Source organism: Taklimakanibacter lacteus, assembly GCA_003576695.1.
Classification (GTDB): Bacteria; Pseudomonadota; Alphaproteobacteria; order Rhizobiales; family Aestuariivirgaceae; genus Taklimakanibacter; species Taklimakanibacter lacteus.
Window position 1 is genome coordinate 74,806 of the sequence record QOZQ01000003.1, and the last position, 18,553, is coordinate 93,358.

The window sequence follows — 18,553 nt, forward strand, 5'->3', positions numbered from 1 at the left end:
CTGACGACATGAAACTCGACAATGAACGGCCCAGCGACAATATCGAGGATCGCCGCGGCCAGGGCGGAGGCTTCGGCTTTCCGCGCGGCGGGAGGGGTGGCGGCTTCCAGATCCCGATGGGCGGCGGCGGGCGTGGCTTCAGCCTGCAGACGATCATTCTCCTGGTGGCCGTCTATCTGATCGCCAAATTTGTCTTCGGCGTGGACCTCATACAGGTCATCACCGGCGGCGGCGGGCTGCAGCCCCCGGGCCAGCAGCAGAGCGAAACCCAACTGCCCTCCCCCGGAGGGCAGTCCACCACCCAGAACAACCAGACCCAGCCTGGTCAGCAGACCGGCCAGCAGCAGACGACCGATGTCACCGGCGATGCCGGCAAGGACTTCGTGGCGCGCGTGCTGGGCTCGACCGAGCGCGTCTGGACCCAGAAATTTCAGGCCATGGGCCGTCAGTATCAAAAGCCCACTCTCGTCCTGTTCAGCGGTTTCGTGCAGTCGGCCTGCGGCATGGCGCAATCGGCGATGGGGCCGTTCTATTGCCCGGGCGACAACAAGGTCTATATCGACCTTTCCTTCTATCAGGACATGAAGAACAAGCTCGGCGCGCCGGGCGATTTCGCCCAGGCCTATGTGATCGCGCATGAGGTCGGCCACCATATCCAGAACCAGCTCGGCATCGCCGCCAAGGTGACCCAGGCCCGCATGCAGGTCTCAAAGGAGGAGGGCAATCTGCTTTCGGTGCGCATGGAGCTGCAGGCCGACTGCCTGGCCGGCGTATGGGCGAGGTCTGCCGACGACTCGAAAAATATTCTCGAGCAGGGCGATGTCGAGGAAGGTCTCAATGCCGCCGCCGCCATCGGCGATGACCGTCTGCAGCGCCGCTCGCAAGGTTATGTGGTGCCGGAATCCTTCACCCACGGCTCCTCCGAGCAGCGTGTGCGCTGGTTCAAGCGCGGCATGGAAACCGCCGACATGAATTCCTGCGATACGTTCGGAACCGACCAGCTGTAAGCATCGGACCGAAAAGTGCGCAGCGGTTTTCGGATAATCCGATGCGCAAAAACATCGAGTCTAGGGTTCCTGCATCCTTGAAACAAAACGGGCGCCGATCAGCGCCCGTTTGCGTTTCTGATGTGGAACCGATCAGGCCTTGTTCATCGAGTTCTTGATGAGGCCGGCGATGATCTGGAGGATGGCGCCACCGCCCGCACCGCCGATCACGTTTGTGATGATGTCGCCCATGCCATTGGTCGCGGCTGCTGTTGCGGCCGGATCCGGGGGAGGAGCGCCTGTAAGCTGAGAGATGATCTGGCCGAGGATGACGCCGCCAATGGCACCAACGATCGAGTTGCCCGTCGTGCCCAGGCTGGAATTCTTGACCACGGCGCCGCCGGCATTGCCGCCCACCGCGCCAAGGACCAGCTGAATGATCACACTGACGATATCCATGCTTAAACCCCTCTAATGGTTGCCCAGAGCTGCCTTTTCGCAGCTCATGGGAGTCTATACCTCTCCTGCCGGGGGTAAAGGGCGAATATCGGCCTGTGCATGACCGCAGGATTGGTCAATAGGCGTTCTGGGTCTTGAGCAGCGCCAGCGGGGTCTTGAGCAGGATGTAGAGATCGAAGCCGAGCGACCAGTGATCGATGTAATCGAGATCATGCAGGACGCGCTGCTCGATCTTTTCCCTGGTGTCGGTCTCGCCGCGCCAGCCATTGATCTGCGCCCAGCCGGTGATGCCGGGCTTCACCCGATGGCGGGCGAAATAGCCATCGACGACCTGCTCATAGAGAGCTTCCTGCGCCTTGGCCTGGGTGGCGTGCGGGCGCGGTCCGACAAGCGAAAGTTGTCCAGATAAGACATTGAAAAGTTGAGGTAATTCGTCAAGTGAGGTCTTGCGGATAATGCGCCCCACCGAGGTCACGCGCGGGTCTCCCTTGCTGACCAGGCGGGCCGCGTCGGCGTCGCTCAGATCGACATACATCGAGCGGAATTTGTAGATCTCGATGAGCTCGTTGTTGAAGCCGTAGCGACGCTGCTTGAACAGGATCGGGCCCTTGCTGTCGAGGCGCACCGCAAGCGCGGTCACGGCGAGCACCGGCGCCAGAAGCACGATCAGGAGCGCCGCCAGGCTGCGGTCCAGGGCCGATTTGAGAAAGGAGGACCAGCCGGTCAGCGGGCGGTCGAAGACCGAAAGCAGAGGCAGGTTTCCGAGGTGCGTATAGGCGCGCGGGCTCAATTTGAGCCGCGACGCCTGGCCACTGATTCGGATGTCGATGGGCAGCTCCCACAGCCGTTTCAGGATCTGCAGGAGCCGGGCTTCGGCGGACAGCGGTATGGCGACGATGATGAGATCGATCCTGTTCTGGCGCGCGAACTGGGCCAGCTCGCCGATCTTGCCGAGCTTGCGATGCACCCGGATCGATTGTGGGCTTCTGTCGTCGAACCGGTCGTCGAACAGACCGACGATGTCGATATCGAGGCCGGGAGAGGATTCAAGCGCATGGATGGCGTCTTCCGCCGCCTTGCCGCCACCGACGATGGCGATGCGCTTGCGGAAGCGTCCCTCGCGCTCGAGCGGCTTCGCCCACAGAGCGACGGCACCGCGCGTTGTGATGAGATGAACGGCTGAAAGTCCGATCCAGGCGGTGAGCCATGCGAGCGGCAGGTCGATGAGACCGAGGCGCGCCAGCAGGTAATTGAGCACACCGCCGGCGCCGCATGTCGCGAGCGACAGGAGGATGGAGCGCAAGCCGTGGCGCAGCGCGGCGATGTCATAAAGACCGAGACTGCGCATGGCGAGCATGCACAGGAAGGTGAGCTCGAGCGTGAAGAAGCCGATGAGCGCATCATTGCCGGGCGTTCTCGGTGCCAGGCCGAATGTGATGGCAAGACCGCCCAGGGCCAGAACGATGAAGTCCAGGCCCTTGAGCAGGCGCTGCAGCACCTCGACATCGATATAGGACCTGCGTGTCTCGCCTGGCCGCTCGATCATTCCCGCGTCTCCCTCTCAAGCGGGCCTAACATGATGATTTGTAAGCGAAGGTAAAAACCGACCCCGGCATGGCTGGACATTGGTTTCTATGGTTCAAGTCCCTTTAATCGGCGTCTGGTCCTGCCAAAAGAAAGCCCCGCAGCTGGTGCGGGGCATGAAAGGGGTTGAGTGCTGTCAGGAGACGGAGAGCAAATCGGGGTCGGACGCCGTCCCATCTCTAGTGGGCAATGTATCATTTCATGTCGTCTCATTCAGGTTAATCAGCTGTTATCCTTGATGAGTTGTTAAGGCATTGCATGCGATTTTAGCGGTTGACCGTTTTGGGCAGGACTTGCTCGACACGGACGGCGTGGTGTTGCAGGAATCGCAGGTGCCGCAGTCTTGCCACGCGCGCATGCAGGGATTGGACGAAGGTGGTTGAGGAGGAAGGCCGTGCCTGGACCAAATTTGACGCGTCGTTACTTTGTCACGGGGGCTTTGGCGAGCTGCGCATCGCTCGCTCCGGGCCTCATGACCATGCCGGCCCTGGCCGACCAGGATCCAGATGATCCTTTCCAGATACCGCATTTCGACGAGAAGAAGCTGCCCAAGGAGTTCCGCCGGGCAGTCGTGCACTACCCGAGTCGTCATTGGCCGGGCACCATCATCGTTAACACCGGGTCCCGCCAGCTCTTTGTGATCCTGGAGGGCCAGCAGGCCCTGCGTTTCGGCTGCGCAGTGGGCCGCGACGGCTTCCGCTGGGCCGGCCTGGCCGATGTGGGCCGCAAGGTCATGTGGCCGCGCTGGACGCCGCCCAAGGACATGATCGACCGCAGCCCGGAAAAGGCGAAATGGAAGAACGGCATGCCGGGCGGCCCGGACAACCCGCTGGGGGCGCGCGCGCTTTATCTTTTCCAGAATGGCGGCGACACGCTCTACCGCATCCACGGCACCACCGAGCCGATGTCGATCGGCAAGAATGCATCGTCGGGCTGCATCCGCATGCTGAACCAGGATGTCATCGAGCTCTATCGCCGCGCCCCGGTCGGCACGCGGGTCATCGTCATGGCGGAGGGATTGTGATGCGCAGACGAGGTTTCCTGGGCGCCCCGGCCTATGCCGGGATGGCGCTTGCCGCTCTGATGCTGGGCGCCTGCAGCAGCTCCGGCACGCCGGATGTCGATGATCCGGGCGTCACCACCGATCCCGGCCCCACCGTTCCGACCGGCCCCCTGAAAGCCGGCGATATCATGCGCATCCTGTCGGGCAACAGCTTCCGCTATACGCGCGCCGGCAGCCGCACCGGCACGACCACCTTCCACAGCGACGGAACATTCTCCTACCAGGAGGACGGCAAGGGAGACGGCACCGGCATCTGGCAGGCGAGCGACGGCTCGCTATGCGAGGCCTTCAACCCGACAAGCTTCCTGCCCCGCGGCACGCGCACCGAATGCACGCCCTTCAAGCAGACGGCGCAAGGCTCCTATTCAGCCGGTTCGGCCGTGTTCCAGGCGATGTGAGGCAAAACACCCGGAGCGCCGAGCGTTCAATTGGAACCGCCTCGGCGCTCTGTGCTTTTGTTTGCGCATCGGCTTATCCGAAAACCGCGGCGCATTCTCGGTCCGATGCTTACGGGAAGCGAAGCCAGGTGCCGAAGAACACCTGGAGGCTGTCATTGTCCTCTTCGGAGAAGACGATCGTATCAGCCACGTCATCCGCATTCGTGTCGGTCGCGGTAAAGCTGCCGACATCGTCGCGCTCGACATAGGTCGCGCCCACACCGACCGTGACCTGGCTGACCGGATCCCAGTAGACGCCGCCGCCGAAGCCGAGGGCTTCGCCGCCGAGATCATAGTCCTCATAGCCGGCACCGAGCTCCAGACGGGTGTCTTCCGAGAGGTTGGCGATGATGCCGACCGAGGCGGCCCAGAACTCGTCGTCAACCGTCAGGGGCCCGACATTGTTGGCATAGGACGAGGTGCCTTCACCGACCACGGCGCCCGCCGTGATCTGGAAGCCGTCGCTGATGCCGATCGTGCCGCCACCGCCGACCGCCCAGTCCGTGTCGCCGAAGTCGTCGTCCTGCACAAGGCCGACGAGCTGAGCCGTGAAGCTGTCCGACGAATACATCAGATAGGCCTGAAGATTCGGAATGTCGGACGTATCGGCGGAAGCCGCAACCGGCAGAATATCTGCGCCGTCCGCGATATCGCCGTCCTTGTCGACGTCGATACCGGCGGAGCCACCGAACGAATCGGTATCCTCAACCGAGATCGCGAAGGACAGCGGGCCTGAGCCATAGGTCAGGCGGAACTGCTCGTTATTGATGTTCGACGGGCCGAAGGAAGCAACCGGGCCGGTCGCCGCGAGCCAGTCCCAACCCACCTGCAGAGCGCCGGTGTTGTCATTGTAACCGGCCATCAGCTCCCATGACGGGGCGAACCTCCACCAGCCATAGGCCTTGTTCATCGAGGCGCTCTCGGAATAATCCGAGAAATTGCCGCCGCCCGACGCCTGCAGACGGAAATAGCCGCCCACTTCGCCGACCGCGGTGTCAACCTTGCCCTTGATGAAGATACGGCCGCGGACCGCGACGTCGACATTGTCACCCCGTTCGGTGGCGTCGAAGTCGCTATAGATCAAAGCCGTGCGGATTTCACCCGACACCGACACTTCCGCCGCCGGAGCAGCGTCAGCCGTCGGAACGACCGAAAGCGTGAAGCCCGAAGTCTCACGCACCTTGTCGGCATTGCGCTCGGCAAGGACGCCCTCATAGGTGCCCTGGCCGTCGCGGATCGACAGGAGGCTGTAGCCCGACGGCATCGATGCCTGCGGCTGGGCCTCGAGCTGCGACACGCGGCTCTGCAGCGCCTCGATCTGGGCCTTGAGGGCCGACAGATCGTCAGCGCGGGCAGCCGTAGCCGTCACAGCCATCGCCGCGCCGGCCAGAAGGATCCACTTCGTCATCTTCACTATTGGTTCTCCCCACATTTCGGAGCAGCGCCCCCGATCCCCTGCGAAACTGGCCTCGGAAGGCTGCACGACTTGAATCGATGCATGGCTGAACATGCATTCCGCCTGACTGTGGGGTCAAGTAACCTTGATGACCCCGTGATGGAATCCTGGCAAGTGTTGCCGGTTTGTCACATCAGCCCCCGAGCAAAGGAGCCGAAAGGGCGCTGTTCCTTATTGGGGCGGCCCCTGGAAACGGCCCAAGAAACACAATTGATTTCAGGGGGTTGTCGAATCACCGATTTCACGAAGGGGGATTGGAACCATCGAGCCGGCCTCCATCGAGTTTGCACGCCTCTATTGCCCCACTTGGCGACCCTTCGGAAATGCGGCAAAGCGTATGGCCAGGAGCCTTATTCTGGATGGGCGGTGCAGATTGAAGACGATGACGAAACTAACTCTTGGACAGGACGCAGTGCCAGCGCGGGTGCGCCAGATCGGGTCGCTCATTCAGGGCGGCGAGATGGACAAGGCTGAAACGGCCGCGCTCGAGCTGCTCAATAGTCACCCCAAGCGGCCCGAGGTTCATACCATTCTTGGCATGATCTATCTCCAGCAGTTGAAGCGCAGTCGCGCTCTTCCTTATCTGGAGTTCGCGGCCAAGGCGGAGCCTCGGAACCCGGCCTATCTCAACAATCTGGGGCGTCTCTATCTCGATCTCCGGGCGATCGAGCTGGCTTTGCCATTCCTTCATAACGCGCTCACCATCGATCCGAAACTGACACCCACCCTGATCTCGATCGGCGAATATTACCTGTCGGTCGGAAAGGCGGCCCTGGGCCTGCCTTATCTGGAACGTGCCCTGCGCAATGAGCCGAAGAACGCGAAGGCGAAATGGCATCTTGGCGAAGCCCTCGATGCGCTGGGCAAAAGCGATGAAGCCAATCGCCATTACCAAGAGCTGCACCAAGATGGCAAAATGCTTGCCGACAGCTTGTATGCCATGTCACGAAACAACCAGCCGGGGCAGAATGCCCCGCTGATGGCTGAGGCCGAGCGTCTGCTGGGCGAAGACAATCTGCCCGGCCCAATTGCCGGCAAGCTCCACACCTCGTTGGGCTTCATGCTTGAGAAGGAGGGCAAGTATCCACAGGCATTCGATCATTTCGATCAGGCAAACCGGGTGAATCCGGCAAATTTCGACATCGAGAAATTTCGTCAGTGGGTGGATGCGGCGATCGAAAAGTTCACTCCGGAGGTGTTTCGCGAATATGCCGGTCTTGGACACGAAAGTGAGCTTCCCGTGCTGGTTGTCGGAATGCCCAGGTCCGGCACGACCTTGACCGAGCAGGTGATCGCGAGTCACGGCCAGGCCGCCGGGGCCGGAGAACTGACGCGCATAGGCCAGTTCGCGGCAGCCTATGGCTACCAAAGGGATGTGAACAAATTCATTGAGGGCTGGGGCGGACTTGGAGCTCATGGCATTCGCGAGATCGCGGACAACTATGTCAATCTCCTGCGCTTTCACGCGCGAGGCGAAGTGCGGGTCGTCGACAAGCTGCCCCACAATTTTGTCAATCTGGGATTTGCAGCGCTTCTGCTGCCGAAAGCCCGCATTGTGCACTGCTCACGCAATCCGGCCGATACATGTCTGTCCTGCTTCCAGAATCCGCTGAACGACGCGCATCCCTACAGCCGGGATCTTACGCATCTCGGTCTCTACTATCGCGAATACCGGCGCCTCATGGAGCATTGGAAAAAGGTCCTTCCCTTGGAGATTTATGAGCTCAGCTATGAGCGGCTCACGGCGGATTTCGAAGGCGAATCGCGCAAGCTCATCGATTTCATTGGCTTGCCATGGGACCCGGCCTGCCTCCAGTTTCATGAGGCAGAGTCGACCGTTCGTACATTCAGCAAGCAACAGGTCAGAAACCCGATCTATAAAAGTTCGGTCGAGCGCTGGCGTCGCTATGAATCTGAACTGCAACCGTTACTCACAGCTCTGGGCGATCTGATGCAGCCGGCGGACGTTGATCGGTGAGTGGCAGGTGAATGAGGCTCGCGGCATTGAGAATCTGGCGGGGCGGGATCGGGCGCTCGCCTTGCACAAGGCCGGCAGGATCGTCGAGGCGATCGACGCCTATGAGACGATTCTGCGGGCGGAACCGGCCAATGCCGACATTCTGGGGTTGCTCTCGGTTGCGCAACTGAGGCTTGGCCAGGAGAAGAAAGGACTGGCCAGCTGGCGCAAGAGCCTCGCGCTCGAGAAGACGGTGCCGGGCAGGCTGCGCAACATCGCGAATTTCCTGCTGGCCATGCAGCAGATGGACGAGGTCCGCTCCTTGCAGCCTGGATATGAGGGGCTCACCACCGATTTCCTCGATGGCCTGGAAATTCCGGATTGGCCCCAGGACCTCCCGCTCGACAAGGCCGGTCGCTCGGTGATCGTGGCGCTGGCGCAATGTCTTGTCGACTTCAATCACAGGAAAGAGGCATTGCGGCTGCTGGACAGCGCGCTTGCAGGTCTTTCCGGCGATCCTGACTTCCTCGCTGTGGCCATTCCCGTGATGCTCGAAGCCGGCGACGCCGAAAAGGCACTCGCGCTCCTTCAACCGCTTACGGCAGAATCACAACGTGACAATGGAGCGCTTCTGATCGCCCATGCCGCGGCCGCCGCGGCAATGGAACGAGCGGAGGAAGCGCAGGCCCTGAGCCGCAGGGCAAGGGAGGCCGTTCCGGTTTATCTGTCACGCAAAATGCCGAACCAGCGCATGCTCATCGGCGTGCTGAGCCCAGAACCCAAGATCATCACCCGGGCGTTTACCCCGTTCGTCTTCCATTTCAACGCGGCTACGCCCGCGACTCTGGTTTCGAAGATGAATGACGAGTTTCGTTTTCTCTCGATATTTCCACAGTCGCAGTCTACGGCCGGGGCCCTCGCGGCCCTTCCGAGGCCGCAGATCATCATCAACAACTGGGTCAATGCCGAGGTCCTCACCAAGCCCGACACGCTCGATTTCATCTCCGCTTACGCCGACAGCTTTGGTGTTCCGGTAATCAACCACCCGCGCCGCGCCGCGGTCACCACGCGCCAGCACAATGCCGAGCGTTTGGCCGGAATCCCGAATGTCATCGTGCCGCGCGTCCTCAGAATCATCAATGAGCCCGAGAAGCGCGGCCTCGTGGTCCGGGTGGTCGAGGAGAAAGTCGGCTTCCCTGTGATCATCCGCAACACATTCGGGCAGAAGGGATGGGAGACGGCGAAGATCGAGACCGCTGCCGAACTCAGCGCCTATCTTGCCAATGCGCAAGATCCGCAGCTCTATGCGATCGAATATTTCCACAACACCATAGCCGAGGGGGCTCACCGGAAGATCAGGGCAGCGGTGATCGGCGGCGAGCTGTTCGTGCTGCATGTGCATTTCGGGGCGCAGTGGAATGTCCACCGGGCCGAGGATCGCAGAGGCCTCACGGCTTTCGATACCGGGGGCACCGCCACGGCTTTCGCCCAGGAGATTCTGAAGCGCCCGGAAGCGGCGCTCGGCAAGCCGGCGATGGAGGCTTTGCGGGAAATCCGCAACCGCACGCCTCTCGACATTTACGGCATCGATTTCAATCTGATGCCGGACGGGCGCATCCTGTTCTTTGAAGCCAATGCCGCCATGCATATCAGCATGCGCGAAAGAGAGGATTTGCCGGAAACGCGGCTGGCCATGCGCAAGGCCTATCGCCGCCTCTTCGAGAACCCGCCGCCCGGCCCGTCAGCTGCGGCCAACGCCCCCGAGGTGAGCTGAATATTCCGGATCGAGAGGCGCGCGAGAGCCTGCGGGGCAGGCAATCTCGCACAAGTCGCCTATGGCCGCAATCAGCAAAAGCAAAGACCCCCGCTGCGGCTTGCAACGGGGGCCCTTGTAGGGGACCAGCCTGGCATCCAGAAGCGGGAGCAACCGATGCCAGGTATTTGTCCTCAATTCGCTTACGGGAAGCGCAGCCAAGTGCCGAAGAAGATCTGCAGGCTGTCATTGTCGTCTTCATCGACAATTTCAACATGCTCTTCGGTTTCAGAGATCGGAGCGATGCCGAAGCCCTGCGTGTCGTCACGATCGATATAGGTCGCGCCGATGCCCAGCGTGACCTGGCTGACCGGATCCCAGTAGATGCCGCCGCCGAAGCCCAGCGCCGTACCAGATACATCGTAGTCCTCATAGCCGGCACCCAGTTCCAACCGGGTGTCTTCCGAGAGGCCGGCGATGATGCCGACCGAGGCACCCCAGAACTCTTCGTCATTCGTCAGAGGCCCGACATTGTTGGCATAGGAGGTCGTGCCTTCGCCGAACACGGCGGCCGCCGTGATCTGGAAGCCGTCGCTGATGCCGATCGTGCCGCCACCGCCGACCGCCCAGTCCGTGTCGCCGAAGTCATCATCCTGCACCAGACCCACCAGCTGAGCCGTGAAGCTGTCCGACGAGTACATGATGTAGGCCTGGAGATTCGGAAGGTCCGAACGATCCACCGTAGAACCTGTGACGACCGCAAGAGTCGCTGCAGTAATTAGCCCCGTATCCGAGACGTTGACCGCTGTTAACGCTCCATCCGGATCTTCAACCGAGATCGCGAAGGACAGCGGGCCGGACGCATAGGTCAGGCGGAACTGCTCGTTGTTGATGTTCGACGGACCGAAGGAGTTGACCGGGCCGGTCGCCGCCATCCAGTCCCAACCGGCCTGAAGAGCGGCCGTGTGGTCGTTGTAACCAGCCATCAGCTCCCATGACGGGGCGAACTTCCACCAGCCATAGGCCTTGTTCATCACAGCGCTCTCGGAATAATCCGAGAAGTTGCTGCCGCCCGCCGCCTGCAGACGGAAATAGCCGCCCACTTCGCCGACCGCGGTGTCAACCTTGCCCTTGATGAAGATACGGCCACGGACCGCGACGTCGACATTGTCACCCCGTTCGGTGGCGTCGAAGTCGCTGTAGATCAACGCCGTGCGGATTTCGCCCGACACCGACACTTCCGCCACCGGAGCAACGTCAGCCGTCGGAACGACCGAAAGCGTGAAGCCCGAAGACTCACGCACCTTGTCGGCATTGCGCTCGGCAAGGACGCCCTCGAAGGTGCCCTGGCCGTCGCGGATCGACAGGAGGCTGTAGCCCGACGGCATCGACGCCTGCGGCTGAGCCTCGAGCTGCGACACGCGGCTCTGCAGCGCCTCGATCTGGGCCTTGAGGGCACCGAGATCGTCAGCGCGGGCAGCCGTAGCCGTCACAGCGATCGCCGCCCCGGCCAGAAGTGCCCACTTTGTCATTTTCATTATGGTTCTCCCACATTCTGGGTTTTAAAAACTGCCCCCCGATCCCCTACGAAACTGGCGTTGGAAGGCTGCACGACCTGAATCGTGCATAGCGAAACAATCATCCTGCGTGACTGTGGGGTCAAGTAACCTTGGCGACTCTGTGACGGAATCCTGGCGAGTGTTGCCGGTTTGCCACATCTGGGCCGGGCAAATACCTGGGAAAAACACGGATTCTTAACTTAGGCAGGCGGGTATGCAACCTAAGATTTCAGTATATTGTTGAAAATTACCTAGGGATAGGCGCCATCTTGGAGAATCGCGGACGCAAATCGGCGAGACGATCAACCGGCGGTCGGGTCGCCTCTAAGTCTAGCTGTCATAAGCGTTTTTTTGAAAAGGCTCGGCCGGATGGGGATTTGAGGTACTTTTCGAATGCGAAGGCCTTTTCTTTGTCCGAAAAGGCCATGTAAGTCTTGATAGCCCAGGGAGCGTATTTAGCCGTATGCGGCACCTGACCCGAATTATGCCGCTCCAAGCGTGACCGCAGGTCTGAAGTTACCCCCACATAGTATCGCTGCGGGTGGTCTATGCTTTGCAAAATGTAGACATAGACCATTGGAGTTTAGCGCTGATTTGCCCGAAAAACCGGCCCGCCTGCGGCCTGCTTCGCGCGCTTCGCGAGCGAATTAATGCAGGATATACAGGGCTGATCTACGCACGCAAACGGGTGGCACAGAGGCTTGCCGAGCCGTAGCTCGCGGAAACCGGCCCGCCTTCGCCCTGCGGGCTCCGGCGCGGCAGCCTTCGCACGCTTCGCGAGCGAAGGCTGGTGGGCGATACTGGACTCGAACCAGTGACCCCTGCGATGTGAACACAGTGCTCTACCAACTGAGCTAATCGCCCTCTGAGGGTGCCGCGATATAGGGTCGAGCCCTCGCCAAAGTCAAGAATTGAGCGCGGCCATGATCGGCTCATAGGCCTCGGCGAAATGGCCGACCAGGGCATCGGGCCCATAGGTTTCGATGGGGTGGGCCGTATAGCCGAAAGTCACCCCGATGATGGGGACCCCGGCGGCGCGGGCCGTCAGCACGTCCGTCTCGCTGTCGCCGACCAGCAGCGAGCGGCCTTGCTCGCCCCTCATCCTTTTCAGCGCCTCGCGATAGGGAGCGGGATCGGGCTTGGCGACCCCGATCGTGTCCGGCCCGATGATGGCGCCGAAATAGGCGCCCATGCCCAGCGCCTCGATCAGTTTTACCGAAAGCCCTTCGAGCTTGTTGGTGCAGATGCCGAGGCTCACACCTTCGGCGGCCAGCCGGTCGAGCAAAGTGAGGCATCCCGGAAAGGGGGCGCTGCCTATGGCGATATTGTCGCCGTAATAGGCGACGAACTCGCCATAGAGCGCTTCAATGTCATCGCTGCCCAGGGGCTCTCCGGTGGCGGCAAGCCCGCGTGCGATGAGCTTGCGCGCGCCGTGCCCGACAAAGGCGCGTACTTCATCGAGCGTGACTTCCCGGCGTCCGCGCAACGCCAGGCAGTGATTGGTGGCGCGCCACAGATCGGGCGCGGTGTCGACGAGGGTCCCGTCGAGATCGAAAATGACGGCTTTGCTGCTCATGATGACGATGATGTGAAAGGTGGACCTGCGATCTAGAATGCGCCGCACCAATTTGCAAGCTGCCGCCGGAGCGCTACGATCGGATGGCGACAGGCTTGGCAACGGCGCGGGTGATGCCAAATTCGGACGGTATCCAGTCGATAACGCGTGAGCGCGCCATTGCCCTGCACCAGGCAGGGAAAATCGGCGAAGCAGCGGCCATGTATGCCCACCTTTTGCGGGCAGAGCCCGCCAATGCGGACATTTGGGGGCTGTTGAGCATCGCGCAGCTCCGGCTCGACAAGAACGAGGAGGCCCTGGCGAGTTGGCGCACCTGCCTCTCCATCGAAGCGACGGTTCCGCTCAGACTGCGCAACATCGCCAATTTTGTCGTCGCCATGCAGCTGAAAGACAAAATCACAGCCCAACCCACGACGTTCCTCGACGGTCTCGATATCCCGGATTGGCCAAAGGAACTTCCGCTCGACAGGGATATCCGGTCGATAATCGTTACGCTCGCCCGCAGCCTCATCCATTTCGAGCGAAAGGATCTGGCTCTGCGGCTCCTTGACGGCATCCTCGCCGCCTTCGCCGGCGATGCGGATTTCCTTGCGGCCGTTGCTCCAGTCATGGTGGCGGCCGGGGCTCCTGAGAAGATCCGCGAGCTTCTGAGCGTCCACACCTCTAAAGAACAGAGGAGCAATGGCGCGCTCCTCATCGCCCATGCCGCTGCTGCAAAAGCAGCGGGTCGCCACCAAGAGGCCGAAGTGCTGAGCCGCCGGGCTCGTGAGGTTATTCCGACGTTTCTATCCGCCAAGATGCCGAATCAACGGCTGCTGATCGGCGTCCTCAACGTGGCGCCCCTATTCATCATGGAAGCCTGCTCATCGGCAAGGCTGCACTTTTCGGAGAATGTACCGGCGACCTTGCTCAGGAAGATGAATGATGAATATCGCTTCCTGTCAATTTTTCCAGAGGCGAATTCAGCGAAGGCCGCTCTGAGCGGATTGCCGCGGCCGCAAATCATCATCAACAACTGGACGAATTCCGAGGTTCTCTCCAGGAGCAACGAGCTTGAATTCATCGCCGACTATGCCGACAGCTTCGGCCTGCCGGTGATCAATCATCCGCGCCGCGCCTGTCTCACAACGCGCCAGCGCAATGCTGAGCGCCTCACGGGCATCCCCGGTCTCGTCGTGCCTCAGATCATGCGCATAGCAAATGAACCTCAGAAGCGCCCCTTGCTGGTCCGCGTGATCGGCGAAGAGCTTGGCTTCCCGGTCATCATCCGCAGCCCGTTCACTCAAGAGGGCGCGGAAACAGTGAAGATCGAAACGCCGGGCGAGCTTGCCTATTATCTCTCTACCTCGAAGAGTCCGCAGCTTTACGCCATCGAATACATTCACAACCCGGTGCCCGAGGGCGCCTATCGCAAGATCCGGGCGGTGGTGATCGGCGGCGAGTTGCTCATGCTCCACGTGCGTTTCGGCCCATTGTGGAATGTCCACCGCGCCAAGGACAAGCGCAATCTGATGGCCTTCGATACCAGGGGCACGGCCTTCGCCCTGGCGCTGAACATCCTGCGCCGCCCGGAAGAGACGCTCGGCAAGCCGGCGATGACGGCGCTGCGCGAAATTAGCGCCAGAACCCCGCTCGACTATTTCGGCATCGATTTCGACCTGTTGCCGGATGGACGCATTCTGTTCTTCGAGACCAATGCCGCCATGAATTTCGCCCTTGAGGACGGTGACGACCTTCCCGAGATAATCGAGGCCGTGAAGAATGCCTTTCGAAGGCTGTTTGACAACGTGGCCGCGATCCAAAAGCCGCAGGTGTGATTTGCAAGCCGCCGCCGGAAGGCTACGATCCGGCCCGGTCGCAAACAGGGAAGGGAGACGATGATGGACGGCAAGGCACGGTATGCAGTTCTATTGGCATTGCTGGGGGCGGCTGCGGCCTATTCGCCCGCGGCCAGGGCGGCCGATGCGCTCTACGAGTTCGAAATCCCCAATAGCCCCGAAATCAACGCCATCTATCGGCTCAACACCGCGACCGGCGAGATCAATTTCTGCTATTGGGCCAAGGTCGAAGGGACGACCATTGGCAAGACCGTCTGCGATCCGGCGGGCGAGAATGCCGGGCCGCAGAAACCCGGCGTTTATGGGGTGAAGCGCTCGCCCTTCAAGACCGAGACGGGCGTCTACCGGGTCGACAAGATCGCCGGCAAGGTCTGGCTCTGTTTTCAGGATACCAGCTCCGGCTCCAACAAGACTGTCTGCGCCGCGCAGCAGCCATGAGAGGGCAGGTTTTGCGGTTTTCTGCCGCTCTGTGCTAAGAGGCCGCCGGCGAGAGGCGCCTCCCGGCGCCCCCATCATTTTGCCAAGCCCGTCGGGGCCCGCACGGATCCGGACGGCAAAGGCTTGAGGAACAAGGAGACCTGATCATGGATATTCGCAAGACCCAGGCGCTGCGCGACATTCTGAAGGACAAGTCGCTGCTCAAGGATAAATGCTACATCGACGGCAAATGGGTGGGCGGTGAGGACGTGATCGACGTCACCAACCCGGTGAACGAGGACGTCATCGCCTCGGTGCCCAATCTGGGCCAGGCCGAGACCCGGACCGCTATCGAAGCCGCCGCCAAGGCCCAGAAGGCCTGGGGCGCCAGGCCCGCCAAGGAGCGCGCCGCAATCCTGCGCAAGTGGTTCAACCTGATGCTGGAGAACCAGGAGGACCTGGCCCAGATCATGACCGCCGAGCAGGGCAAGCCGCTCGCCGAATCGCGCGGCGAGATCGCCTATGGCGCGTCCTTCGTCGAGTTCTTCGCCGAGGAGGCCAAGCGCATCTATGGCGAGACCATTCCCTCGCCCTGGCCGACATCGCGCATCGTCACCATCCGCCAGCCGATCGGCGTCGTCGCCGCCATCACGCCGTGGAATTTCCCCAATGCCATGATCACCCGCAAGGCGGGCCCGGCTCTGGCCGCGGGCTGCAGCTTCGTCTGCAAGCCGGCGAGCGAGACGCCGCTTTCGGCGCTGGCGCTGTGCGAACTGGCCGAGCGCGCCGGCATTCCGGCCGGCGTCTTCAATATCCTGACCGGCAAGGCGAAGCCGATCGGCGGCGAGATGACCTCGAACCCGCTGGTGCGCATCCTGACCTTCACCGGCTCGACCGAGATCGGCAAGCTGCTGATGCAGCAATGCGCCTCGACCGTGAAGAAGGTCGGTCTCGAGCTCGGCGGCAACGCCCCCTTCATCGTCTTCGACGATGCCGATCTGGACGCCGCGGTCGTGGGCGCCATGGCCTCCAAATACCGCAATGCCGGCCAGACCTGCGTCTGCGCCAACCGCATCCTGGTGCAGGACAAGGTCTATGACGCCTTCGCCGAGAAATTCGCCGAAGCGGTGAAGAAGCTCAAGGTCGGCAACGGCGTCGAGCAGGGCATCACCACCGGCCCGCTGATCAATCTGGCCGCCGTCAAGAAGGTGCGCGAGCATATCGATGACGCCGTCAAGAAGGGCGCCAAGGTCGTGACCGGCGGCAAGGAGCTGGGCGGCAATTTCTTCGAGCCCACCATCCTGCGCGATGTCACCTCGCAGATGGCGGTGGCGCGCGAGGAGACCTTCGGACCCGTGGCGCCGCTCTTCCGCTTCAAGACCGAAGAGGAAGCGATCCGCATGGCCAACGACACCGAATTCGGCCTCGCCTGCTATTTCTATTCGCGCGACATCGGCCGCGTCTGGCGCGTCGCCGAGGGCCTCGAATATGGCATGGTCGGCATCAATGAAGGCATCATCTCGACCGAGGTGGCGCCCTTCGGCGGTGTCAAGGAATCCGGCATCGGCCGCGAAGGCTCGCGCCATGGCGTCGAGGAATTCACCGAGATCAAATACATGCTGATGGGCGGTCTCGGTTCGTAGATCAGGTTGACCATATGGAGCTCTTTGATTTCGTGGTGCGGGGGACTCCCCGCACCCCACAGACAAAGAGTCCCAAAGCCCGGGCTGATTGGAAAGAAAGAGTGAAGATCGCCGCCGCATCCGCTTGGCCAGCGGCGGCCTTGCCAATGCGAGGTGAACTGTCAGCTCGGATAGCTTACTTCTTCACCGGAAGTACCGATCTTGATGTGGACAATATAATCAAGCCCATACTTGATTCACTCGAGGGTTTGGCTTTCGATGACGATAATCTTATCTTTGAGGTGACTGCCAGGAAGACGCAAAAAGTTGCCAACCTGACAGTCAGAGAAGCCCCGCCGTGCTTGGTGGATGCTTTAAGCTCGCTGCCTGAATTTGTGTTTGTACGAATAGGCTATGGGCCGGATCATACGGAGCTGCCAAAATGAGCGCCGAGCGCAACATGGAAACCAAGCTTCTGAAGTCGCTGCAGCCCCGTTATGAGGGAGAGGGTTTCAGATTCATTATCGAACCCGATGCCAATGACCTGCCGCCTTTTTTGAGAAGCTATCGTCCCGACGCGATTGCCCGTCCGGCTGCGGGAGAGGGCGGGGTGGTCATTGGGATCAGTGAGATCAAAGGACCGGCCCAGAAAGCGAAGAATCTGGAGCAGTTGGCGCGCGAGGTGGCGAAGCACAAGGAGTGGAGGTTAGATATTGTTCTGGCCGACAGAGCCCTCCAAGAGAGCTGGCTGCTGGTTCCTTCGCTCGCAGAGTTGGAATCGGACTTTCGTGCTCTGAAACGAGATTTCGTAGAGTTGACGGCCGACGAAGAGTCGATTGGCGATCTGAAGGTTCAGCTCCTATTCGGCTGGCCGCTCTTCGAAGCCGCAGGGCGCAGGGTACTGTTGGAACATGATATCGACTTGCCCAGGGACGCGCTGAATTCAAAGGGCGTGATCGATAATTTAGTTACGGAGGGTCTGATCTCGGATGACGACGCCGCAAGTGCGATAGACCTCCTTCGTTTGCGGAATCTGATCGCGCATGGATACCTGAAACAAGAGGTCAACGCCGAAGATATCAAGGGACTGTTCCAATTGATCGAAAAGCTTCTGCGCGTGGGCGCCCCGGGGTTTCATGAGTCTTGATGACTTGAAAAAGGCGGCGGCGCTGGCCGCTATCGCCCATATTTCCTCCGGCATGAAGCTCGGCCTCGGCACCGGCTCGACGGCGAAGCATTTCGTCGATGCGGTGGGCGAGAAGGTGAAAGAGGGCTGGGATCTCGTCTGCGTGCCGACCTCGGAGGCCACCCGCAAGCAGGCGGAAGGCCTGGGGATCAGGCTCACCACGCTCGACGAGACGCCGGTGCTCGATGTCACCGTCGATGGCGCCGATGAGCTCGACAGCGACCTGCGCCTCATCAAGGGCGGGGGCGGCGCGCTTTTGCGCGAGAAGATCGTCGCCTCGTCCTCGCGCAAGATGATCGTCATCGCCGATGACAGCAAGAAGGTGGCGACCCTTGGCAAATTTCCCTTGCCCGTCGAGGTCGTGCCCTTCGGCCTGAAAGCCACGGGCGTCAAGATCGAGCAGGCTTTCGCCTGGTCCGGCAACAAGGGGCCGATCACCTTGCGCATGCGTGACGGCAAGCCCTACGTCACCGACAACGGCAATGTCATCCTCGATTGCGCGCTCGGCCGTATCGAGAATGTGGAAAAGCTTGCCGCCGCTCTCTCCTCCATCCCGGGCGTCGTCGACCATGGCCTGTTCATCGGCATGGCGTCGCTCGCCCTCATCGCCACGGCGCATGGGATCCAGGAGCTGAGGCGCCAAGCTTCATAATTCAGGAA

At 61.2% G+C, this 18,553-nt stretch carries 17 protein-coding genes and 1 tRNA gene; 11 read left to right on the forward strand and 7 right to left on the reverse strand.

Features of this window, described 5'->3' with window-relative positions; translation table 11 throughout:
* Positions 1-8: 8 nt before the first annotated feature.
* On the forward strand, positions 9-1,007 hold the full coding sequence (gene ypfJ, locus DT068_RS06000; protein ID WP_119388903.1) for a KPN_02809 family neutral zinc metallopeptidase: 999 nt from the start codon (positions 9-11) through the stop codon (positions 1,005-1,007).
* 132 nt (positions 1,008-1,139) lie between these two features.
* Here ypfJ and DT068_RS06005 read toward each other — a convergent pair whose 3' ends face one another.
* The gene (locus tag DT068_RS06005; protein WP_119388904.1) at positions 1,140-1,445 is read right to left on the reverse strand and encodes a hypothetical protein; all 306 of its coding nucleotides are present in this window, start codon (positions 1,443-1,445) and stop codon (positions 1,140-1,142) included.
* Between the two features lie 115 nt (positions 1,446-1,560).
* A complete protein-coding gene (locus DT068_RS06010) occupies positions 1,561-2,991 on the reverse strand; it encodes an undecaprenyl-phosphate glucose phosphotransferase (RefSeq protein ID WP_119388905.1) in 1,431 nt (476 codons plus the stop codon).
* Between the two features lie 432 nt (positions 2,992-3,423).
* Between DT068_RS06010 and DT068_RS06015 the strand changes: the two genes are divergently transcribed.
* Together DT068_RS06015 and DT068_RS06020 are read left to right on the forward strand one after the other, a co-directional pair.
* Positions 3,424-4,053 carry a L,D-transpeptidase gene (locus tag DT068_RS06015; protein WP_368904472.1) on the forward strand — a complete coding sequence of 210 codons (630 nt, stop codon included), beginning with the start codon at positions 3,424-3,426 and terminating at the stop codon, positions 4,051-4,053.
* Entirely contained in the window at positions 4,053-4,490 is a 438-nt protein-coding gene (locus tag DT068_RS06020; protein ID WP_119388907.1) for a hypothetical protein, read from the forward strand. Before DT068_RS06015 ends, DT068_RS06020 begins: the two co-directional genes overlap by 1 nt.
* 109 nt (positions 4,491-4,599) lie before the next feature.
* On the opposite strand, the gene DT068_RS06025 is transcribed toward DT068_RS06020, so the two are convergent.
* Positions 4,600-5,937 (reverse strand): porin family protein, encoded by a 1,338-nt coding sequence (locus DT068_RS06025; protein ID WP_162914023.1) that lies wholly within the window; start codon positions 5,935-5,937, stop codon positions 4,600-4,602.
* 430 nt (positions 5,938-6,367) lie between these two features.
* Between DT068_RS06025 and DT068_RS06030 the strand changes: the two genes are divergently transcribed.
* Positions 6,368-7,963, forward strand: coding sequence for a tetratricopeptide repeat-containing sulfotransferase family protein (locus tag DT068_RS06030; RefSeq protein ID WP_368904541.1), 1,596 nt, complete (start codon positions 6,368-6,370; stop codon positions 7,961-7,963).
* Between the two features lie 7 nt (positions 7,964-7,970).
* Entirely contained in the window at positions 7,971-9,716 is a 1,746-nt protein-coding gene (locus tag DT068_RS06035; protein WP_162914025.1) for a hypothetical protein, read from the forward strand.
* Between the two features lie 182 nt (positions 9,717-9,898).
* On the opposite strand, the gene DT068_RS06040 is transcribed toward DT068_RS06035, so the two are convergent.
* The 4 genes from DT068_RS06040 to gph form a co-directional block, all read right to left on the reverse strand.
* Positions 9,899-11,233, reverse strand: coding sequence for a hypothetical protein (locus tag DT068_RS06040; RefSeq protein ID WP_119388911.1), 1,335 nt, complete (start codon positions 11,231-11,233; stop codon positions 9,899-9,901).
* A gap of 358 nt (positions 11,234-11,591) precedes the next feature.
* A complete protein-coding gene (locus DT068_RS06045) occupies positions 11,592-11,831 on the reverse strand; it encodes a GIY-YIG nuclease family protein (protein WP_119388912.1) in 240 nt (79 codons plus the stop codon).
* A 211-nt stretch (positions 11,832-12,042) separates the two neighbouring features.
* Positions 12,043-12,118 (reverse strand) — tRNA-Val (locus DT068_RS06050).
* A gap of 40 nt (positions 12,119-12,158) precedes the next feature.
* Positions 12,159-12,830 (reverse strand): phosphoglycolate phosphatase, encoded by a 672-nt coding sequence (gph, locus tag DT068_RS06055; protein WP_119389282.1) that lies wholly within the window; start codon positions 12,828-12,830, stop codon positions 12,159-12,161.
* A gap of 83 nt (positions 12,831-12,913) precedes the next feature.
* On the opposite strand from gph, the gene DT068_RS06060 reads away from it, so the two are divergent.
* From DT068_RS06060 to rpiA, 6 genes are all read left to right on the forward strand, one after another.
* Positions 12,914-14,647 carry a hypothetical protein gene (locus tag DT068_RS06060; protein WP_162914026.1) on the forward strand — a complete coding sequence of 578 codons (1,734 nt, stop codon included), beginning with the start codon at positions 12,914-12,916 and terminating at the stop codon, positions 14,645-14,647.
* A gap of 60 nt (positions 14,648-14,707) precedes the next feature.
* On the forward strand, positions 14,708-15,106 hold the full coding sequence (locus tag DT068_RS06065; protein ID WP_162914027.1) for a hypothetical protein: 399 nt from the start codon (positions 14,708-14,710) through the stop codon (positions 15,104-15,106).
* A gap of 146 nt (positions 15,107-15,252) precedes the next feature.
* The gene (locus DT068_RS06070) at positions 15,253-16,728 is read left to right on the forward strand and encodes an NAD-dependent succinate-semialdehyde dehydrogenase (RefSeq protein ID WP_119388915.1); all 1,476 of its coding nucleotides are present in this window, start codon (positions 15,253-15,255) and stop codon (positions 16,726-16,728) included.
* A gap of 14 nt (positions 16,729-16,742) precedes the next feature.
* Complete coding sequence (locus DT068_RS06075; RefSeq protein ID WP_119388916.1) at positions 16,743-17,153, forward strand: RusA family crossover junction endodeoxyribonuclease; 411 nt, start codon at positions 16,743-16,745, stop codon at positions 17,151-17,153.
* Positions 17,150-17,854, forward strand: a complete 705-nt coding sequence (locus tag DT068_RS06080; protein WP_119388917.1) for a hypothetical protein — start codon at positions 17,150-17,152, stop codon at positions 17,852-17,854. The genes DT068_RS06075 and DT068_RS06080 overlap by 4 nt, the downstream gene beginning before the upstream one ends.
* Positions 17,844-18,545, forward strand: coding sequence for a ribose-5-phosphate isomerase RpiA (gene rpiA / locus DT068_RS06085; RefSeq protein WP_119388918.1), 702 nt, complete (start codon positions 17,844-17,846; stop codon positions 18,543-18,545). Before DT068_RS06080 ends, rpiA begins: the two co-directional genes overlap by 11 nt.
* The last annotated feature ends 8 nt before the right edge of the window (positions 18,546-18,553 follow it).